This is a genomic window from Citrobacter sp. RHB35-C21 (assembly GCF_013816515.1).
Taxonomy (GTDB): domain Bacteria; phylum Pseudomonadota; class Gammaproteobacteria; order Enterobacterales; family Enterobacteriaceae; genus Citrobacter; species Citrobacter braakii.
This window is the reverse complement of sequence record NZ_CP057147.1, coordinates 2,115,017-2,134,509: the sequence shown is the minus strand read 5'-3', so window position 1 is coordinate 2,134,509 and position 19,493 is coordinate 2,115,017. Positions and strand designations below refer to the sequence as shown.

Sequence of the window (19,493 nt, the reverse complement as noted above, 5' to 3'; positions counted from 1 at the left end):
GTTAGCATGATCGGAGTAGTAAGGTTTTCAGAACTAATGGAGCACTGGGAGGCAATTTCTCTACCAGCACCAGGAAGCATCTATGAGACAAAGCAGCGCTCAAGCAAATGCCTCAAACATAACCCTTGCAATATAAAAGATTGGATTACTATTGAATTCTCTCAACAGGGATCCTACAAACGAAAATATGAACATTTTCGCCATAAAGATCTTGTACTACTACTCTTTATTATTTCTGCTCGACATTTTATTCATAGAGTTTTATCTTCATTAGTCTTAATATTATTCAGTTCATCCTTCATTATGCTCTTAGGAAATCGTCTCCTCATCCATAGTTACAAGAGAAAATTTCATAGCGAACTAAAAACTAGTTTAACAATTTTATTTTTAAACTCTTTACTTTATAAAATAGGATTCATGTGTACATTATCGATAATATTCAGAAATAATGAAACCGTGAATCGTAATTTAAGTTTTGCATAGAAAAATATGTAAAAGGAGTTTTTCATGTTGAAAAGCAGCGAGATCATAAACAGTTCGCTTCCGAAACCTGACTGGGTAACCATACAAGAAGCCGTTAGCATAATTAATACAGAGAGCAACGAAAGAATCAAAGAGAGTGATATTTACCGTTATGCATTATATAATAAAATTAATCTCGCCATATACTTTCAATCTCCAATTATTCTGCGAAAAATAAAATATGCATTTCAAAAAGTAAAAATGCATCCAGCTAGAGGGACATTGATTCATCGTTTATGTCTGCTAGAAAAAAATAGCTTTATTAATGGATGGGACTCAATTTTCAGTACTGAGGGCAGATACGTCCACTCCACACAAAATATTATTGATACATCACTTATTGGATTTGAATGTATTTTGATAAAGCAATTTCTCGCATGCTCATTGAATATACCATTACCAATTATTGGGAAAAACACGGTAAATTATGGCATCACTGTTACAATGTCCAATGAAGTTTTTCAGCTGTTTGAAAAAACAACCTGGAAGTGTAGAATTGATCATCAAATAAAAAACCTACCAACAGATCTGGCATTTGATATTATGGAGAGAATTTCTTCAGAGGGAACGATAAATCAAAATACAAAGCAAGAATATTTCCCCCTCTATAATTTGCCTCAGGATTCCTGCTTTGTTATTCGTTACTCAGAGATTGAGAAACTAATTAGCACCCAGGTTACAGAGAAATCCCTCCCCTCTTCAACCAGAATATCCACGCCCTTGTCAAGGTTATTTTGGCTCGCTTGTAGGCACAATGATGTTATCAGCCCATTAATAAAACAACCCTATAAATTATTGACAATTTTTGAAGAATGGGCGGCAGCTGATGGCATCACTGACCGTCTAAGCGGTGATACTTTAAAAACAGCACTAGAGCGTGGTTCCCCTCCTTCCTCATCCTTATTAAATTGATATTGTGTTTATCTGTCAATAATATGATCCCGTATTTAGTTTATTAAACCCCGTAATACGGGGTTTACCACTACCACTTCTCCTTCCGTTATGCTTTTTTATTATCTCCAGACATACCAATGTTTGTTTTGCTACAGGAGACAATCATGACATCACATCAGTTATTACGCTTAAAAAAGGTTGAAGAAAAAACCGGCTTGAAACGTTCACAAATCTATCTGTATATGAAAGAGGGTACATTTCCTCGTTCAATAAAAATCGGCCCAGCCAGTGTGGCCTGGCTGGAATCAGAAATTGACGAATGGATCAATATTAAATTGTCCCGGCGCTAAAGGCGGTCAAGGGAAGGCGAATCAAAGCCACTGATTCGACTAAATGCCCTCCGACAGGCTACATACCAAGATATTTCTGCATCTATCTTGCCTGTTGGACAAAATATACGGAGTACATATTATGATCCCTTCACTAAATTACGCCGTGCTCACCAATGCCCTGCAGGCGCTTAATGAAGGCAATATTCGTCACTGTGAAGAACTCGGTTTCACATTTGACGAAATGAATGCCCTCAGCCAGCTCTCGCCAGATGCACTCTTTACGCTGAGCCGAGCAGCCGCGCCTTTTATCGCGGTCTCGCTACGCCACGATGTTCTGCACCAGTTGCTGGCCCATTCTGGTCAGGAAGAACAGCGCCGACAACTGATTGACCGGGCCATACGACTGGGTGGCTCCATCGCACTGCTGAACCACTATTTCGGTCTCACCTCCAATGAAGTCTGCCTTCGCCGTCGGTTGCTGGGTGTCAGCGTGCCGTATGGCCGAACCCCTGAGCCGGATGAAAAGACAGATGTGGCTATCTGGCTGCAATGGCAGCAGCGCAGGGTAGAAAACCTTGAATCGCCCGATGCACTGATCACCATGATGCAGGTGACGGAAATCCTGCAGCCAGAGGCCGAAGCGCTGTCACTCACCACGGTCTGGAAACGTATCGCACTGTGCGAACAGGGAGCCGCTACTGGCAGGAGGACTCTCCATGCCGGATGAGATCGACCGCGATCAGGAATTTAATGAACAGCGACTGGAAGAGATGATTGAGCAAAACCGTTTTAAGCCGGGTTCAACACCATCATTATTTCACTGTCGTATATGTGGTAAACCTATTCCTGAAAAACGACGGCAGACCCTGCCGGGCATAACCACCTGTACAAAATGTCAGGAACAACTTGAGCATCGCAGACGCTAATAATAGCGATAAAGACGTTCGGAGATATTATTTCTCTGCACGTCTTTCTGTTTCCATGAAAATAGAATGCCTTCTTTATTATCTGTTCTGCATCCTTCTCCTTCTTTCCGCATCTGATAATCCTCGCCAGTTTATCTCTCTTTTTTTTGTTTTGAATTTATCGTTTATATCCCGCACTGAATATCTGATTCTGAAAATGCCATAACAACATGGTTGCCCTGATGGACGTTCATTCGTCCAGGCTGGGGATTGTTCTTTAACAAATTGGATCGGGCTGTCACGTAACCACAATTCAGGGTGCCGCTGAATGTTCTCGCTGACCCGTTAAAACCGGAATGCAGGATCGGGATGTGACCAATGTTTCACGCGCTTTTTTATCAGAGGAAAAATCATGCGAAAACCCCTATATCACGTCTTTATCACTCAGGAAAGTCAGCCCGATGCACAGGGCGAGAAAAACACGTACTGGACCCGGGTTGGTGTGGCCTTCGCACATAACGGTAAGCCTGGCCTGAATATCGTGCTGATCCCCGGTATTGCGGTTTCCGGCAGGCTGGTACTGCTCGAACCGAGAGAAGAGAGTGACATTTCACAGAATGCCGCAGCCGTTTAACCCGCTTTTGTCCTTCTCCCCGGTAACGTGTTTTTGTGTGCGCTGCCGGACCCACGGTTACGAGGCCACTATGCTTTCCACCGCAGCCTTTCTGGCGCTGGCGACGCAGTGCGCCACCAGTGTTCACCCGTCCACGGCGCTTGATGTGGCACGGGTCGAATCCGGTTTTCACCCTTACGCCATTGCTGAAATCGTGCCGGGCGGTAAAGGTGTGATTTCACATTTTCCCACGAGCCTGCCGGAGGCGATCCACCTCACCAGACAGCTGGCTGCACAAGGCCGACGCTATTCGGTCGGGCTGATGCAAATCACCAGCACCAATTTCCGCCATTACGGCGTCACGGCCAGCGACCTGCTTAACCCTTGCATCAACCTGTCGGTATATGAGCGCATTTTCGCCGACTGCTACCGGCGCGGCAGAACGCTGAAACGGGCGCTCAGTTGTTACTACTCCGGCAACTTTGAAACCGGACAGCGACCGGAATCCACCTTTAACCAGACCAGCTACGTGCAACGCATTGGCTATGTCGTCCCGTCCACGCGGGAAGACCGGCAGCGTGACCCTGACCGGAACGCACAGCCGTCTGTCCGTTATCCCGCCGTTGTGCTGCGCGGCGAGCCTGCCGGTGCCACTGTGCCGGTCCTGACTTCCCTGCATTATCCCGGTGCCGTCATTCGCGGCGCTACCCCCGTTATCTCTGATGAGGAGAAATGATCATGCGTAAACGCCGTTACTCCGCTGTTGCTTCCGTGCTGCTGTCTGCCCCGGTGCTGGCGGCGGACAGTGGTTTTAACAAGGCCAATGAAACACTGAGCAATACCTCGACCGGCCTGCTGGGACTGGCCGCCGTCACCATCACACTGGCGACTATGTGGGTGGGCTACAAGGTGCTGTTCGACGGCAAGAGCCTGCATGACATGCGTAACATCATCATCGGCGCGATCCTGATTGTCGGCGCGTCCGGCTTCGGTGCCTACTGGGCGTCATAAGGGAGGCAACGATGGCTACGCTGAATAAAGCACTGACGCGGCCTGCCGCCATTATGGGTATTCCTCTGGTGCCGTTCGTTCTCGTCAGCGGGGCCATCGTCCTGCTGGCAGTCTATGCCAGCTATTACCTGGCGATTCTGCTCATTCCTGCCTGGGCGGAAATGAAAAATAAAACCCGAAAGGACATTCATTATTTCAGTCTGCTCTGGCTGGCGTTTAAAACCCGTGGACGGCTTTTCACCAATACCCATTTTGGCGCGAATGCCCTGCTGGCAAACCAGTACGATAACGTTGATGTCTCGGAGTTTATTCAGAAAATGAAATTAAGCGAGCGTATTACGCTGGATAAATATATTCCGTATTCCTCCCATATTCACCCCTACGTCATCAGAAACCGTCACCGTGATTTGGTTGCCACCTGGGAGCTGGGCGGCACAGTCTTTGAATGTGAAGACGAACATCACCTGACCCTGATGGCTACGCACCTGAATAACGTTATTCGTTCGTATGAGGGTCTGCCGGTAACATTCTATATTCACCGGCTACGCGAAAAATACCATGATGCTTTTGAAGCCTGTTCGGGTATTCCCTTTTCCGATGACGTGACCCGGCGGTATTACCAGCCGGTAAAAGAAAAACCGTTCTGGCGGCACCGGCTGTTTTTCACCGTCTGCTACGCGCCGTTCTCTCAGATTGAGAAGAAAACCATGAAAGCGCAGTCGCACGGTAAACGCCAGGCAGCACTGGATGACGCGCTCAAAATCATGCTGGAATACCGCGAAGCACTGGGATCTTCATTATCCCGCTATATGGCAACGCCGCTGGGGATATATGAAGAAAACGGGCAGGTGTATTCCTCACAACTGGCGTTCTTCCATCGTCTGCTTACCGGTCAGTGGCAGAAGGTGGCCGTAACGCGCTCACCATTTTATGAAACGCTCAGTACGCCAGACGTCTTTTTCACCACCGACACCGGTGAATGCCAGACGGTCAGCGGTTCCCGTTTCTTCCGCAACCTGGAGATTAAGGATTATTCCCCGGAAACCCATACCGGTATGCTGGATGCGCTGCTGTACGCCGAAAGCGAGTATGTTCTGACGCAGTCCTTTACCTGCATGGCACGGGATGAGGCGCAGAATCATATCCGTCTGGCGGAAAAACGGCTTAACTCCACGGACGACGACGCGACTTCCCAGCGCGAAGAGCTGATTGTCCTGCGCGACCTGCTCCAGTCCGGACATGTGTCGTGCGGTAAATTCCACTTTTCCCTGCTGATCTCCTCAGACAATGCTGGACAGGTGGTGAAGGACACTAATGTTCTGGCCCAGCCCTTCGCCGATCTTGGTATTATGACGACGCTCTCCACCCTGTCACTGCCCGCCGCGTATCTGGCGCAACTGCCGGGCGTGTATACGCTGCGACCCCGACTGGTGGCCGTCAGCAGCCAGAATTTTGCCGATATAGCCTGCCTGCATAACTTCCATCCCCACAAACGCAGCGGTAATCCGTGGGGGGAATCCATCGCCATCCTCACATCTCCCGGCGGTGGCGGGTATTACCTGAACCTGCACGACAGCCAGGCCGGGCGGGATGACACCGGTGAGAAAACGCCGGGGAATACGGCGATTATCGGGAAAACCGGATCCGGCAAAACCCTGCTGATGACCATTATGCAACAACTGATGCAGAAGTACCGTAACCCGGCGTCGTTTGCGCCTTCTGCCACCATCAAACGGCTGACCACGGTGTATTTCGATAAGGACCGGGCAGCGGAGATGGCGATCCGCCAGGCGGGCGGGCGTTATTTCCGCATCCATACCGGCGAGCCCACCGGCTTCAACCCGTTTGCGCTGGAGCCAACCCGCCGGAACATCAGTTTCATCAAACGGCTGGTACGCATGCTGTGCCGCCGCAACGGTAAGCCGCTCGATCCGCGCGATGAGGAGCGGATCAGTGCCGCCGTGGACACCATCATGCTGGACTATCCGCCGGAGTACCGCCGGTACGGGATCACCCGGCTGCTGGAAGTGCTGCCGGAGCCGCCGACCACAGATGCCCGCACCAACGGGCTGCGTATTCGCCTGAAACAGTGGGCGCAGGGGGGCGAGTTCGGCTGGGTGTTTGATAACGAGGCCGATACTTTCACCATCAACGATGTCGATAACTTTGGTATCGACGGCACCGAATTTCTGGATGATGACGATATTCGCGGCCCCGTGACCTTTTACCTGCTGTACCGTGTGACCAGTCTTCTGGATGGTCGCCGCCTGGTGATGTTTATGGATGAGTTCTGGCGCTGGCTGGCCGATGTCGAATTTTCCCGCTTCTCCCTCAATATGCTGAAAGTCATCCGAAAGCTGAACGGTATCTTCGTTCCGGCAACACAGTCACCGGATGAAATCGTCAGACACCCCATCGCCCCGGCGATTATTGAGCAGTGCGGTACCCAGATTTTCCTCGCCAATCCGAAAGCAAGCTATGCGGATTACGTGGAGAAAATGAAAGTGCCGGACAGCGTTTATGAGACGGTCAGAAACCTTGATCCGGGCGAGCATTATATGGTCATCCTGAAAACACCTTTGCAGGCCGGAGAAACTCGCCCGTTTGTGGCAATGGCGAAAATGGATCTTTCCGGACTGGGTAAACTCACCCGGCTTCTCAGCGGCAGTGAGGACAACCTGAAAATATTCGATGCCATTTATCAGGACGGTATGCGACCTGATGAATGGAAAGACACTTTCCTTGAGCGGGCAATCTGAAAGCCAACCGGAGGTAATATCAATGCGTACCCGGGATCATCTTCTGGCATTATTGTTATTTTTCTCGACGCAGGCATTCAGCGCCGGAATACCGGTTTTCGATGCCGTGCAGAATACCGAATCCATTAATCAGTGGATGCAGAAACTACAGCAATGGGAGGATACGGTTACCCATTATAAAAGTGAACTTGATGCGTATAAAAAGCAACTGGCTACCGCAACCGGTGTGCGGAATATTCAGGGTTTTCTCAGCGATGCCAGAAGCCTGAAAACCGATATTGATAATCTCCGTAAGAGCGGTATTTCACTGGATGAACTGCTGACCACGCAGAACAGTTCATATTCTGCTGAACTGCAAAACCTTTACAGTAAATACAAATCGTTCAGCGTATGCAGCCCGGAACAGGAAGGAATAAAATCTCAGGCTCTGGCCGACAGTTGCAAACAGATAATCCTCAATCAGGCAATGGCGATTGAGAATACCACCGACGTTGAAAACAGGATCAACAGCACACTCAGCGATATATCAGACTTATCCGATCGTATATCGAATGCACAGGACTCGAAAGAGTCTCAGGATCTGGCTAACACCATCGCGGCGAAAAGCGTACAGTTAAATGCGCTGACGAATCAGTGGGAGATGTCTGTCAGACAGGCTGAACAGCGAACGACATTGCTGGAACAGCAAAGACAGAAAGCCTTTGAACAGCAGCAGCTAACGGCACCTGTTGCTGACCTTAATAATTTATAAGGAGGTTATCCGTGCTCAGATCCTTTTTAACCTTATGCGCACTTACAGGCGTTATCGTGCTGTCCGGCTGTAAGGAAACCAAATCCGAAGCCTGGTATAAGCAGCATCCAGACGAAACATATGCGGTTTATACGCAATGCCTGAAGGATGGTGAGGCAAGCGATAACTGCGAGTTTGCTCAACGGGCTGCCATTATGTTCGCTCAAATTGGCAAGCCCGGAATAAAAGAAAAATTTGAGACACTCTTTCAGCAGGAAGCCGAAAAGAGAAAATCCGTCACCCGGTAATATCTCCTCCAGCAAAACAGGGAGTTCTCCCTGTTTTTTATTTCCTTTCTTTATATATCAGGTGAGGCACCATGTCCGGTGGTATTTTTGTTGGTATGGACAAAAACATCATGGATGGACTGAATGCCGTACTGGAAGGTCAGTCTTCCGCTTACGGTACGATGATCAGCGTCATCATTGTCAGCTCTTTCACCTTATTTATTCTCTATCGCGGCTATCAGACACTGGCTGGCAAACTCCGGACCCCGGTTGAAGATGTCGTCTGGGATGTGGGGCGAATGTTGCTGATCACCACCTTTGCGTTAAACCGGGATGGCTGGCTGGATATGGCAGTAGCGGCTATCCAGGGACTTAAAGACGGTGTCAGCGGCGATGATAACGTCTGGGCGCTGCTCGATACTGTCTGGGAAAAGGCACAGACACTGGGGCAGACGCTGTTCAGTATGGACACCTCGACTTACGTCAAACTGAATGGTGGCTTTGCCGAAGTGCTGGTATGGGGCGGCGCGATCATTCTGTTACTGGCGGCCACCTTTGTGAACCTGCTCGCTGAAATTACCATCCTGTTAATGACGACCACCGCGCCGCTCTTTATTTTCTGCCTGCTGTACGGTTTTCTTAAGCCGATGTTTGATAACTGGCTGAAAACGATTTTCGCGGCAATATTGACGATCATGTTTTCCGCCTTATCCATCCGTATCGCCATCAATTACCTGAATAAAATCCTTGACGCAGCGACCCGGACATCCAATATCAGCAACATGGTGACGCTGGCGGCGCAGTGCCTGCTGGCCGGGATTGCGGCGGGTGTGGTGGTCTGGTTCTCCGCGAAGCTCGCCAGCGCACTCAGCGGGGCCGCCGTACAGGCGGTGCTGCAGGGGGCAGCCATGAGTGGTCTGAGCGGACTGGCGAATAAATCCGCCGACCTCGCCGGGCCGGGGATAAAGGGCGGTGCCCGCCTGGCTGCGAAAGGCGGCATGGCCGTCGTCGCTGCGGCGACCGGCAGGCTCACCGGCGCAGGCGCGGGTAAAACCGTGAGCGCCTGGCAGAAACGCGCCGCCGCCATCGAAAGCATGAAACGCCTGAACCAGCAGCGTCATCGTTAATCCTCCCGACCCTTAATTTCCTTTCCCCGTCACGCCGTGGCCTACGCCACCGGTGTGGCATTCCTGCATCCCTGCAATAAGGGGCTTCCATGAAATTCAGCATCTTCCTTCTGATGCTGTGCGCGCTCACCGGCTGCGCACGGCATCAGGGCGACCTTCCGCCGGTATCCGGCGAACCCGAGCCGGTGAATTCCCCCGCCATCATTCAGGAGCTGACTCACCATGTCTGATATTCAGAACGTTATTAATGTCTCCCGCTCTTTTGAATCCATCCTGCTGGAAAAGGAAGAGCGTTCCCGAAAAACCGCCTGGCGGGTGGCCGCTGCCGGACTGATTCTGGCCGCAATGGCAGTTGCGGCCATTATTATTCTGCTGCCGCTGAAAACTACCGACACTGAATTATGGTCAGTGGATAAACAGACCGGGCGCTATGAATATATGACCCGCGTGAAGGAGCGGGATATTTCGTCTGAAAAGGCACTGGCGCATTCACTGGCAGCACACTATGTCAGACTCCGCGAGGGATATAATTATTTCTCCCTCCAGCGTGATTATGACGACGTGCAGTTATTTAACAGCGACAGCGTGAACCGGGACTATCTGGACGGGTTTAACGGCGACCAGGCACCGGACGTGATTTTTAATAAGGCGGAATATGTTGTTGATATCGCCATTATATCCAATGTGCATGCGCCTGCCACCGGGCCGGATAATCTGGCAACCCTGCGTATCAAGCGCACTATCCGCCGTATTGCTGATAATTCCGTGAAAACGGATGTATGGAATATCCGCCTCACATACCGCTACGTCCCGCACCGGCAACTGACCGACAGCCAGCGCGAAGTAAACCCGCTGGGCTTTATCGTCACCAGCTACCAGCGCGACAAAGAGCTGAGGGGGGAATGATGCTGAAACATACCCTGCTCTTCACGGGTTTACTGGCGTCATGCGTGGCATGGAGCGCGGCGACACCACGCGGCAGCGCGTATGACAGCCGGATGCAGAACGTCACGTACAACAGCCAGAACGCCACGGTCGTCAGTACCCGCCCCGGCTACGTCACCATGCTGGTGTTTGATGACAATGAAACCGTTATCGATGCGCAGGCGGGCTTTCCCAAAGGCTGGACCGTGACGAAAAGCGATAACCGGGTGGGTGTCAGCCCGAATCCCATCGCCCAGCCGGTCACGGATGCCAGCGGCAACACCGTCAGCCAGGTCTTTCTGCCGACGGCAAAAGACTGGAAAACCAACCTGTTCGTGGTGACATCAAAGCGCGATTACAGCCTGGAACTGAACGTGCTGGATAAAGACTCGCCCGCCCAGGCCTTTGTTATCCGCTACCGCTATCCCGACGAACTGCGGAAAAAGTCAGCCGCCGCCAGTGCCACCCGCCAGCAACAACAGCAGGAAGCGCTGGACCGGCAGCGGATAGCGGCGGCATTCTGGCAGGCCACCACGCCGCGCAACTGGCGCTATACAAAACGGGTGGCAGCCGGTTCCGCCGCCATCGCCCCGGACTTTACCTGGGATGATGGTCGTTTTGTATATATCGGTTTTTCCCCCACGAAAACCCTGCCTTCCGTTTTCCGGGTGGTGAACGGCCAGGAGCAGGCAGTCACGCCCGGAACGGTTAAACGGGGCAACTACACCATTATGGCGGTTCCGGCATCGCCGCAACTGGTTCTGCGCTACGGGAGCTCGGTGGTGGGGATCGAAAACGACGGATTCGGGCGCATCCCGCTGACCAACAGTGACACCGTTTCACCCTCCGTTATGCTGGAGGAAAAATGACCGACAAACATTTCCCGGATGAACCGGAAAAAACCACCGCAGAACGGGAAGCGGAAGCCCGTGAACGCGCCCGCGCGGCAATGGCATATCAGGAGCCGGAGCAGAAAACGCCGCCCGGCCAGCCGGAAGTGACCCGTTTCCGTAAGGCTTCCGGTCGCCGCACGCTGATCGTCAGCCTGCTGAGTCTGGTCCTGGTCATCGCGCTGGCATCCGGTGGCGATCGTTTTCTCAGCGCCCTGAAAAGGGGCGATGAGAAGGAAACTGACACAGCACCGCCGCCCTCCATCGGCGCGGTGCGGCAGGAGCGTAAAAATCTGGGTATGGACAGTAACCCGTTTGGCCTGTTCGGGCAGCGCAAACAGCAAAGCGCAGACCCGGCCAGTCAGACCGTCACTACTGGACCAGCCCTGCCAGCGGAACCGCCCGCCCTGAACAAGGCGGCAGCGCTGGCAGGCGGGCAGAACAGCGGCAGTACAACGGCTGGCGGCAATGCCCACACGTCCCGTAGCGAACCGCGCAACAGCGCGGGAACGTCGGACAGCCCGCCAGCCTCCACGGCGTACACATCCTGTCAGTCGGTACTGATCAGAGGGGCGGATGGCCGCCTGCGCTGCCCGGATCCCGCCGCACCGGAAACCGCGTCGGATAAGCCTGACAGCGACTATCCGGGCGTCGCCCGTGTCACCGGTGTCAGACGGCTGGGCCTTGATCCCGATCTCTATATCCCGGTAGACCGCTATATTCCGTGTTCGATGATGCGGCGCTTCGTGTCCGATGTCGGTGGCCATATATCCTGCCTGATTGGGGAGGATGTCTGGAGCGCCAGTAATCATGTGAAGCTGATCCCGACCGGAACAGTCGCCCGTGGCGTCTACCGTACCGGGGCACTGCAACACGGGCGCAGCCGGATGTTTGTGCTGTGGACGGAGCTGCGCACGCCGGAGCCCGGCAGCCTGCAAATCCCGCTCACCGATACGCAGACCACCGGCCCGCTCGGTGAGGCGGGGATCGCAGGCTGGATCGACAGCCATTTCTGGGAGCGTTTCGGCAACGCCCTGATGCTGAGTACCGTGCAGGACGTGGCGGCAGCGGCATCAGATGCCGCGCCGGGTAAAGACCGCAATACCGACTATACCGAAAACACCCGCGCCGCCACGGCGGAAATGGCGAAAACGACGCTGGAAAACAGCATCAGTATCCCGCCCACGATGTACCTGAACCAGGGCGATGTGATCGGCATCATGACCGGCACGGATATTGATTTTTCCTCTGTTTATAAACTAAGGCTGAAAAAGAAATGGTATGAGCGCTGAAAACCTGTCACTGGATTTTATGAAAAGCCGGCTGTTTGGTGATTTTCTTGCTCAGGATGGCCTGACAGAAATTGCTGTTAACCGACCGGGTGAGCTGCATACAAAAATTCGGGGAAAATGGCAAAAACAGGCCTCCCCCATCACGTTGCGTCAGTGTCATGCCTTTGCCAGAGCGCTGGCGTCCTGGCATGACGATAATATTGACGATACATCACCCATCCTTTCTGCAACATTAGGGTCCGGCGAACGTATTCAGGCGATTATTCCCCCGGCCTGTGAACGTAATACGGTGTCCATTACGCTGCGCAAACCCTCGTTTGAGCAGAAAGCACATCAGTCATGGATTGATGCTGGATTTTATCAGCGCGTGGCCGGTCAGGAAAAAACGGAAAGCCAGGATAATGCACTGGTCCGGTTATATCACAGCGGGGATATTCCCCGCTTTATGGAAAAGGCGGTGGAATACGGCAAAACGATTTTTATTGTGGGTGAAACCGGCACAGGTAAAACCACCTATATGAAAACGCTACTGCATTATATTCCGCTGCATCTCCGGCTGGTAACGATTGAGGATAATCCCGAAATCCGTTTTTATCACCACGGCAATTATGTTCATCTTTTTTACCCGGCGGATGCCGGGGATAACGCCATTGTCACGCCAGGCAGGCTGATCCGTGCTAATTATCGTATGAACCCTGACCGGATATTACTGGCGGAAATTCGTGGACGGGAAGCGTGGGACGCGCTGAAAATTATCGGCTCCGGGCATGAGGGGTTAATCACCTCCCTGCATGCGGGCAGCCCGGAAGAATGTATTGAAGGGATTATTGACCGCTGCTATGAAAACCCCGACTGCCGGAACATTCCTTTCGATGTGCTGTTACGCAAGGTACTTAAAAGCATTGATGTCATCATCAGTATTGATATACACGGCGATGTGCGCCGGATGTGTGATATTTACTTTAAGCCAGTTCATTTAAATAGCATGAAAGAGACATTCAGAAAATAACTCCGGCAAATAACGTTATCCAGAATACGTAATCTTTCATTAATCATAACGGTGACTGAAATGAAAAAAGCAATATCCTCCGTATTATTTCTCTGCGTTATGGCGTTATGTTCAACATCTGTACTGGCTGCTGATGCCTGCGAAGTGGTGTTATGTATGTATGGTAAAGCAACCGGAAATGGCGGTGGCAGTGAATGTCAATCCGCTGAACGGGTATTCTTTAATATCGTAAAAAAGAATAAACATGGTTTTCTTCCTGACCATACGGCCAATGCCAGACAATCATTTTTAAGTGAATGTGATTCGGCAGACCCGGCGGCTATCGGTCAAATCATCAGTAAATATGGCCGCGTTCGTGATTAATACTGGCGAGACGGCACAGAGCATGACGGTTTTCAGGTTTTTACGGCTTCTGTTTTTCGCGGATTAAGGAGCGAAGAAACAGGGGCCGTAAAAATGAGGCAGCGGACAGAAATATTTTCGCGGGTTAAGGAGCGAAAATAATTCAGGCACCGCGCCTCACCTGCAAACAGCCGCGCCCACGCGGATTTTGCAGGCCGGGGGGAGCCGGATAAATTTCGCCGCCCCAGCGAGCGAAAAGCTGTCGCCCACGACAGCGGTTTATCTGGGGGGCATAGCCCCGCACACCGTCGCGGCTAAGTCTCCGGCCTGAAGCCGGTAGCGTGGCGCGACCACCCCCTTTAAAGGTCAGCTTCCCTTTTATTCCCGCTGCGAGGAACGAGCAAAGGGAAGAAAAAGGCGAAAGCGACCGTCTTAAAGGGGGTGGTCGCGCGTAGCGGGCGACGGTGTGCCGCCTTTGCCCCTGGGGGTTTTGACGCGGCGTCCAGCCACGACATTACCCCCATGCGACAGGCAATAAGGGCGTCCAGCCCGCATGTACTGGCGCACACCGTTTCGTGCAGGGAAGCATGCTTTCCTGCATATGGCCGCGCAGCGGCCACCTTCTTTGCCCCATACGCTCGCCCCACGTTTTCGCCCGACACCGTGGGGCGAACTGATGGGGCGATGTCATGGGGCGAATCGCTGACGAAGGAGGCATCATGATTTTAAATAAGCTTGCCGCTTCACTGTCGCCGATAGTGAACGGGATGCTGGCACTGCTCGCTTTTGTGCAACAGCAACAACTGATGCTGGCGTTATTAGCGGGGCTGACGATGCCGTTTTTTGTATCAATGAAAAGCGATGAACGGCAGAAAGCTCCACTCTGGAAAAAGCTGATTATTGCTTTTTCCCTGCTGTGTTTTCTCTCCGGTACACTGGCTCCGATAGTTATCGGATCCTTTCAGTGGCTGTATAACATCAGACTCACCAGTGATAATTCAGCACTGGCGTGGTCAGTACGGATTGCTTTCACTGTAACCGGGATTATTTTTCATATTATGCTTCGCCGGGTATTAACGCCGGAGCTGGACAGGATAAAGAAACGCCTTGTTAAAAAGACTACCCTTGAACGGGAATTACGTACTGATGTCCGCACCGTAAAATCCCTTTTGCCGGAAACACTGCATTATGACCCGCTGCATTATATCGACCTGAGTAAAGGGCTATTTATCGGCATGGACAGGGAGAACGAACCAATGTATCTCCCGTTAAAAGACTGGCAGAAACAGCACGCGGATATTATCGGCACCACCGGAGCCGGTAAAGGGGTTGCCACCGGGATATTGCTTTATCAAAGTATTTTGGCCGGTGAAGGTGTGTTTGTTATGGACCCCAAGGATGATGAATGGGCACCCCACCTTTACCGCAAAGCCTGCGAGGATGCAGGCAAACCTTTTGCCCTGATTGACCTGCGTAAAACCCAATACCAGTTAAACCTCATTGAAGAGATCACCGCCGATGAACTGGAAGAGCTTTTTGTTGCCGGTTTCAGCCTGGCAGAGAAAGGTCAGGAGTCGGACTTTTATCGCATTGATGACCGAAAAGCCGCCCGTATGGCCGCACAATTTGTCAGTGATAACACATCTGCAACAATCCGTGATGTTTATAACGGTGACTACGTTCAGAGCATCGCCGAAAAAATCAAAGCCTTTTTCGGTAAGATTGAGGAACTGGCCTTACTCAATGCCATTAATTCACCGGAGGGTTTTTCACTCAAAAAAATATTTGATGAAGGTGGCTGCTGTTATGTTATCGGGTCCATGCGAAACAGCAAAATTATTACCGCCCAGCGCATGCTGCTGGTTCGCCTTTACCAGCTGGCAGAAAGGCGCGATCGAGTAACAGACGTCCCCCGCCCCATTGCTATTTATCTTTCCGAACTGAAATACCATTTATCCAGGCCAGCGCTGGAAGGTTTAGGCGCGGCGCGGGATAAAGGCGTACACATTATTATGGACCACCAGTCCATCGCCGATTTAAAAGACTGCCCGGCAGATTTGAAAGGTGACGCCGTTGTCGGTGCGGTCGTTGAAAATGCCAAATTCAAACTGGTTTACCGGGTTATGGACCCGGATACAGCGGACTGGGTAGCGAGAATGTCAGGCACGATCCTGGTGGATGACGAACTCCGTAAGGCCAAGACGGATAATATGCTGACGGAAACCATCGACAGTGAGCGCACAATCCGCCAGGCCGAACGTTTCTTTATTGACAGCAATATGATCCTGAACCTCCCCGATTTTGTCAGCTTTATCTTTACGACAAAAACGCAACCTTCTGCATCATTAATTTCACCGATAAAGGTCAAAAAGCGCCGGTTAAAAACCTTTTCTGTTTCCCCTGATATTGCCGCAGCGGCGGCACCTGTGAAGATCGCACTGGATTTTGGCGACGATGATAAACCAACCGCGCTGGATGAGATGACATCGCATCCGGCTCTTTTCTTCGACGAAAACGAAGTCAAACCGGCAAAGCCCCAACCTGATGAGGAAGAACACCTGTCCCCGCTGGATTTTTAAGGAGCGCTTATGCTGATTTCGACATATAAAGAGCGCCAGACACGCAACAGAGAAAAAATAAAACAACTGCTGAACTTCCTGAAAGAAGAAACCTACAGCGATTTTAAAACGCTGATGCTGCTATTTGGTTTCCGGGATCATAAGTCGCTTTATTCGCTGCTGGCAAAAACAGAGCGAATGGGGTTAATACAGAAGCATGCGCTTGAATCACGAACAATGAAGATTTCATTATGGGGGATCACCAGCGACGGGCTGGCCATGGTGCTAACCCCGAATGATAAAATCTTTCCTGCTCGATTTGAACCATCAAAAATCACCGGCTGGACGCTGGAGCACCACCTTGATAATCAGGCCGCCAGGATTATTCTGGAGAAAAAAGGCGCTTCGGGATGGATTAACGGCGACCGGGCCACCTTTGTCAGCCAGTATCAGGTAAAACATCGCCCGGACGGGTTACTGACGCTGCCCGACGGTAACGTTATTGCCATTGAAACCGAGCGCAGACTGAAAACCCGAGCCCGCTACCAGTCGATAATTGCCAGCCACTTACTGGCCCGTACCTGCAAGCAGTGGATTTACGTTTTTTATGTTGTGCCCGATCTACATAAGAAGCGTGCGCTTGAACTGCTGTTTGACAGCATCAGGCATGTCATCATCAACCATCAGCACGTCCCACTTGAAGAACGCCACCGTCGGGTGTTTCGCATTTATACCTTTGATGAACTGAAACACCTGTCATTAGGCAGCTATACGTAAGCTTTTACTCAGGCCATCGTGATGGCCTCATCGGCCTGGCGGCTTACCGCCAGGCGGACGATTTTTATTCCACTGCGAGGCGCAGACTGTTCGGTACTCGCTGTGCTGCGTTCCGCCTCAGTCAGCGCCTTGCAGCGTTGCCCGTTAAAACTCATGTAACCGCATTCCATTGCGGTTGCCTAATCCCGGTCTCAGAGTTTATCCATCAGGTAACGATGTGCTTTAGAGGCTGCGCTGGCCGCTTTGAAAATATAGCGCTTGTCGTTTTTCAGCGCTTTCAGCCAGGAAGCAATATAGCTTTCATGTTGTACCTCTCCCTCAATTCCCAAATCCGCCATCAGAAAGGCACTTCCCAGTTCCGCGACAAGTTCTTCCTCTGCATAATCCGCACAGCCAAACTTCCCTTTCATTTTACGGTTCAGATGTTTTTTGCCCCCACTCCAGTGAACCAGCTCATGCAGGCCTGTAGCGTAGAAGTTAGCAGCATCCGAAAACAGATGGCGCTCCGGTAGCCAGACTTCATCAGTTGAAGGGCTGAAAAAGGCGTTTTGTCCTTTCTCGATGATGTTTGCGCCACTCTTCCGTAACAGGTTCTCAGCCTGCGGCACCGGGCCAAAGGTTGCTTCCGGACTGCCCGTTTCAGTTGTCAGAGGCAAACCGTCGATTTGCTGAACGTTAAACACGGTAAAGGTTTTCAGCATCGGGATATGTTCAACGTCTCCGGCATCGTTTTCCTTTTCGAGGGTCGTATAGAAAATGGCTGTAGTGCCATGTTCCCCCTTGCGAACCTGCCCACTTGCAGCCTGTGCCTGTTTGTAAGTCATCCAGCGTGAATCGCTAAAACCCTGTTTTGATGCGCTGCACCACAACAGCATAATATTAATGCCGCTGTAAGCCGTGCCAGTGGCGTAATTAGATGGCAGTCCAGACATGCCGGATACACGCTTCCACGGACAGGACCACGGTTTTACACCGGCTTCAAGTGCTACAATGATGTTCTCAGTAACGGTCTGATAAATGTCGGTTCTGGTTTTAGAAAATTTCGTTTTTGAGGAGCCTGACTGCTCCAGCGGGGATACGCTGGTCGCCGCTGCGGTGTTAGGGGCGCTTGTCCGGGTGGTATGCAGGGATATCGTCATGGTTTTTCTCCGTCAGTGTGTGATTTTCGTCTTCGTATCGCCTGACGGTTCGCTTTCCCGACATCGTTCCGGCACGCAAGGACGCAGCATGCGTGCCATTTATCCTTGCGGGACGGGTTGTGTTGGGAAACGATTAACCGGAAGCCGATAGAGGAACGAAAAGCGCACAGGAGAAAAAACTGCCCCTGCATAGCCGGGCCTAGCGCCCCTTACTCCGCAGTGGTGAAAAGTAGATTTGTGGTGTTGAGTCTGAGACCGGCACTGACAGGAACTTCATGTAGGTGTTAGCATGCTTTTCTGCCGGGCGAGACGATCCTGCTAACCGGGGGCGGTTTGTTCTTAAATTGTCTCGTTCCGGCATTCATCACTACCGGGTCCGGGCAGTCTCCTCATTGAAGGCAGCGTACAGTCTGTCCACCACCGCCCGGATCCGGGGTGAGAGATTTCTTGAAACAGGCCACAGCGCCGTAACCGGGGCATCATACTCGGGGGTCGTAACAGGTATAATCCTCAGTTGCCCTTTAGCGATTTCGTCTCCGGCCAGCCATGTTGACAGGAAGGCAATCCCCATACCACTGACAGCCGCATCCCGCAGAGCTTCACCGTGGCTGACAATGTGGCGAATAGTGGGTTCAATCAGGGTTAGACGGCCATTTTCATCCAGCACTTTCCAGGGTAATACTCTGCCATCCCTGGAAAAGCCCAGGCAGGCATGTAAAAGCAGTTCTTCTGCGCTGCCAGGCAGGCCGTGACGACTAATGTATGCAGGAGAAGCGCAAATGACAGAACGCTGAGTGGCGATTTTTCGCCCGGAAAGACTGGCAGAGTTTCCTGTATCACCGAGCCGTACAGCAAGATCGATATTTTCCTCGATAAGATCTACCCGGCGATCGGTGAAAGTGATATCCAGTCTGAGCTCCGGATACTCAGTACACAGCGTTGCAAGGACAGGCATGACGCAAATCCTGCCATATGATACGGGGAGGCTGATGCGCAGCGTACCTGAAACCACCTTTTTGCGGGACGCCAGAAGAGATTCTGCTTCATCAAGCTCATCCAAAACGTTGAGGCAGCTCCGGTAATACAGTTCTCCCTCTTCGGTCAGGTTGATGCTTCGGGTGGTACGGTTCAGCAGTTTAACACCGAGCCGTTGTTCAAGGCGGGCGACATGTTTGCCGGTAGCCGATTTTGATACGCCCATCCGGACGGCGGCGGCTGTAAAGCTGCCTGTCTCCACGGTATGCACAAAAGCGGCCATGCTGAGTAACTGAGAATGCAGGATAAATGCCATTCAATTGTCTCCATCAGGGAGGAAATGTATTTCCTTTATATCGCGATACACGCCGTATTGTTGTCAATAAGATGATTTTTCCGACTTACAG

22 protein-coding genes are annotated in these 19,493 nt (G+C 51.7%); 19 read left to right on the top strand and 3 right to left on the bottom strand.

The features are described 5' to 3' along the window. Positions 1-507 precede the first annotated feature (507 nt). From HVZ39_RS10265 to mobC, 19 genes are all read left to right on the top strand, one after another. Positions 508-1,434 (top strand): hypothetical protein, encoded by a 927-nt coding sequence (locus HVZ39_RS10265; RefSeq protein WP_100280144.1) that lies wholly within the window; start codon positions 508-510, stop codon positions 1,432-1,434. Positions 1,435-1,580: 146 nt separating this feature from the next. Next, positions 1,581-1,766, top strand: a complete 186-nt coding sequence (locus HVZ39_RS10260; protein ID WP_003036401.1) for an AlpA family transcriptional regulator — start codon at positions 1,581-1,583, stop codon at positions 1,764-1,766. 121 nt (positions 1,767-1,887) lie between these two features. Continuing rightward, the gene (locus tag HVZ39_RS10255; RefSeq protein WP_072205886.1) at positions 1,888-2,475 is read left to right on the top strand and encodes a DUF2857 domain-containing protein; all 588 of its coding nucleotides are present in this window, start codon (positions 1,888-1,890) and stop codon (positions 2,473-2,475) included. Continuing rightward, entirely contained in the window at positions 2,465-2,674 is a 210-nt protein-coding gene (locus tag HVZ39_RS10250; RefSeq protein WP_045418705.1) for a TraR/DksA family transcriptional regulator, read from the top strand. Before HVZ39_RS10255 ends, HVZ39_RS10250 begins: the two co-directional genes overlap by 11 nt. Before the next feature lie 391 nt (positions 2,675-3,065). Then, positions 3,066-3,287: a hypothetical protein gene (locus tag HVZ39_RS10245; protein WP_058654379.1), complete on the top strand. Its 222-nt coding sequence runs from the start codon at positions 3,066-3,068 to the stop codon at positions 3,285-3,287. Positions 3,288-3,357: 70 nt separating this feature from the next. After that, positions 3,358-4,002: a lytic transglycosylase domain-containing protein gene (locus tag HVZ39_RS10240; RefSeq protein ID WP_058654380.1), complete on the top strand. Its 645-nt coding sequence runs from the start codon at positions 3,358-3,360 to the stop codon at positions 4,000-4,002. Next, complete coding sequence (locus HVZ39_RS10235; protein WP_045418700.1) at positions 3,999-4,277, top strand: TrbC/VirB2 family protein; 279 nt, start codon at positions 3,999-4,001, stop codon at positions 4,275-4,277. Before HVZ39_RS10240 ends, HVZ39_RS10235 begins: the two co-directional genes overlap by 4 nt. An 11-nt stretch (positions 4,278-4,288) precedes the next feature. Continuing rightward, complete coding sequence (locus HVZ39_RS10230) at positions 4,289-7,036, top strand: VirB3 family type IV secretion system protein (RefSeq protein WP_100280145.1); 2,748 nt, start codon at positions 4,289-4,291, stop codon at positions 7,034-7,036. A 22-nt stretch (positions 7,037-7,058) separates the two neighbouring features. Further along, the gene (locus HVZ39_RS10225; protein ID WP_100280146.1) at positions 7,059-7,787 is read left to right on the top strand and encodes a type IV secretion system protein; all 729 of its coding nucleotides are present in this window, start codon (positions 7,059-7,061) and stop codon (positions 7,785-7,787) included. Positions 7,788-7,798: 11 nt separating this feature from the next. Then, on the top strand, positions 7,799-8,074 hold the full coding sequence (locus HVZ39_RS10220) for an EexN family lipoprotein (RefSeq protein WP_045418696.1): 276 nt from the start codon (positions 7,799-7,801) through the stop codon (positions 8,072-8,074). Positions 8,075-8,145: 71 nt separating this feature from the next. Beyond that, positions 8,146-9,180, top strand: coding sequence for a type IV secretion system protein (locus HVZ39_RS10215; protein WP_045418694.1), 1,035 nt, complete (start codon positions 8,146-8,148; stop codon positions 9,178-9,180). An 89-nt stretch (positions 9,181-9,269) separates the two neighbouring features. After that, the gene (locus tag HVZ39_RS10210) at positions 9,270-9,410 is read left to right on the top strand and encodes a hypothetical protein (protein WP_032936799.1); all 141 of its coding nucleotides are present in this window, start codon (positions 9,270-9,272) and stop codon (positions 9,408-9,410) included. Next, complete coding sequence (locus HVZ39_RS10205; RefSeq protein WP_045418688.1) at positions 9,403-10,086, top strand: type IV secretion system protein; 684 nt, start codon at positions 9,403-9,405, stop codon at positions 10,084-10,086. Before HVZ39_RS10210 ends, HVZ39_RS10205 begins: the two co-directional genes overlap by 8 nt. Continuing rightward, complete coding sequence (virB9, locus tag HVZ39_RS10200) at positions 10,086-10,973, top strand: P-type conjugative transfer protein VirB9 (protein WP_045418685.1); 888 nt, start codon at positions 10,086-10,088, stop codon at positions 10,971-10,973. Before HVZ39_RS10205 ends, virB9 begins: the two co-directional genes overlap by 1 nt. Beyond that, positions 10,970-12,286 (top strand): VirB10/TraB/TrbI family type IV secretion system protein, encoded by a 1,317-nt coding sequence (virB10, locus tag HVZ39_RS10195; RefSeq protein ID WP_100280147.1) that lies wholly within the window; start codon positions 10,970-10,972, stop codon positions 12,284-12,286. Before virB9 ends, virB10 begins: the two co-directional genes overlap by 4 nt. Then, positions 12,276-13,295, top strand: a complete 1,020-nt coding sequence (gene virB11 / locus HVZ39_RS10190) for a P-type DNA transfer ATPase VirB11 (RefSeq protein ID WP_045418681.1) — start codon at positions 12,276-12,278, stop codon at positions 13,293-13,295. Before virB10 ends, virB11 begins: the two co-directional genes overlap by 11 nt. 60 nt (positions 13,296-13,355) lie before the next feature. Further along, complete coding sequence (locus HVZ39_RS10185; protein ID WP_100280148.1) at positions 13,356-13,658, top strand: TrbM/KikA/MpfK family conjugal transfer protein; 303 nt, start codon at positions 13,356-13,358, stop codon at positions 13,656-13,658. Between the two features lie 698 nt (positions 13,659-14,356). Next, positions 14,357-16,216: a type IV secretion system DNA-binding domain-containing protein gene (locus tag HVZ39_RS10180; protein WP_014229968.1), complete on the top strand. Its 1,860-nt coding sequence runs from the start codon at positions 14,357-14,359 to the stop codon at positions 16,214-16,216. Positions 16,217-16,225: 9 nt separating this feature from the next. Continuing rightward, positions 16,226-16,972: a MobC family replication-relaxation protein gene (gene mobC / locus HVZ39_RS10175; RefSeq protein WP_014229969.1), complete on the top strand. Its 747-nt coding sequence runs from the start codon at positions 16,226-16,228 to the stop codon at positions 16,970-16,972. A gap of 8 nt (positions 16,973-16,980) precedes the next feature. On the opposite strand, the gene HVZ39_RS10170 is transcribed toward mobC, so the two are convergent. The 3 genes from HVZ39_RS10170 to HVZ39_RS10160 form a co-directional block, all read right to left on the bottom strand. Continuing rightward, positions 16,981-17,127, bottom strand: coding sequence for a hypothetical protein (locus HVZ39_RS10170; RefSeq protein ID WP_175295288.1), 147 nt, complete (start codon positions 17,125-17,127; stop codon positions 16,981-16,983). A gap of 36 nt (positions 17,128-17,163) precedes the next feature. Beyond that, a complete protein-coding gene (locus HVZ39_RS10165; protein ID WP_100280149.1) occupies positions 17,164-18,111 on the bottom strand; it encodes a zincin-like metallopeptidase domain-containing protein in 948 nt (315 codons plus the stop codon). A 367-nt stretch (positions 18,112-18,478) separates the two neighbouring features. After that, positions 18,479-19,402 (bottom strand): LysR family transcriptional regulator, encoded by a 924-nt coding sequence (locus HVZ39_RS10160; RefSeq protein ID WP_014229972.1) that lies wholly within the window; start codon positions 19,400-19,402, stop codon positions 18,479-18,481. Positions 19,403-19,493 lie beyond the last annotated feature (91 nt).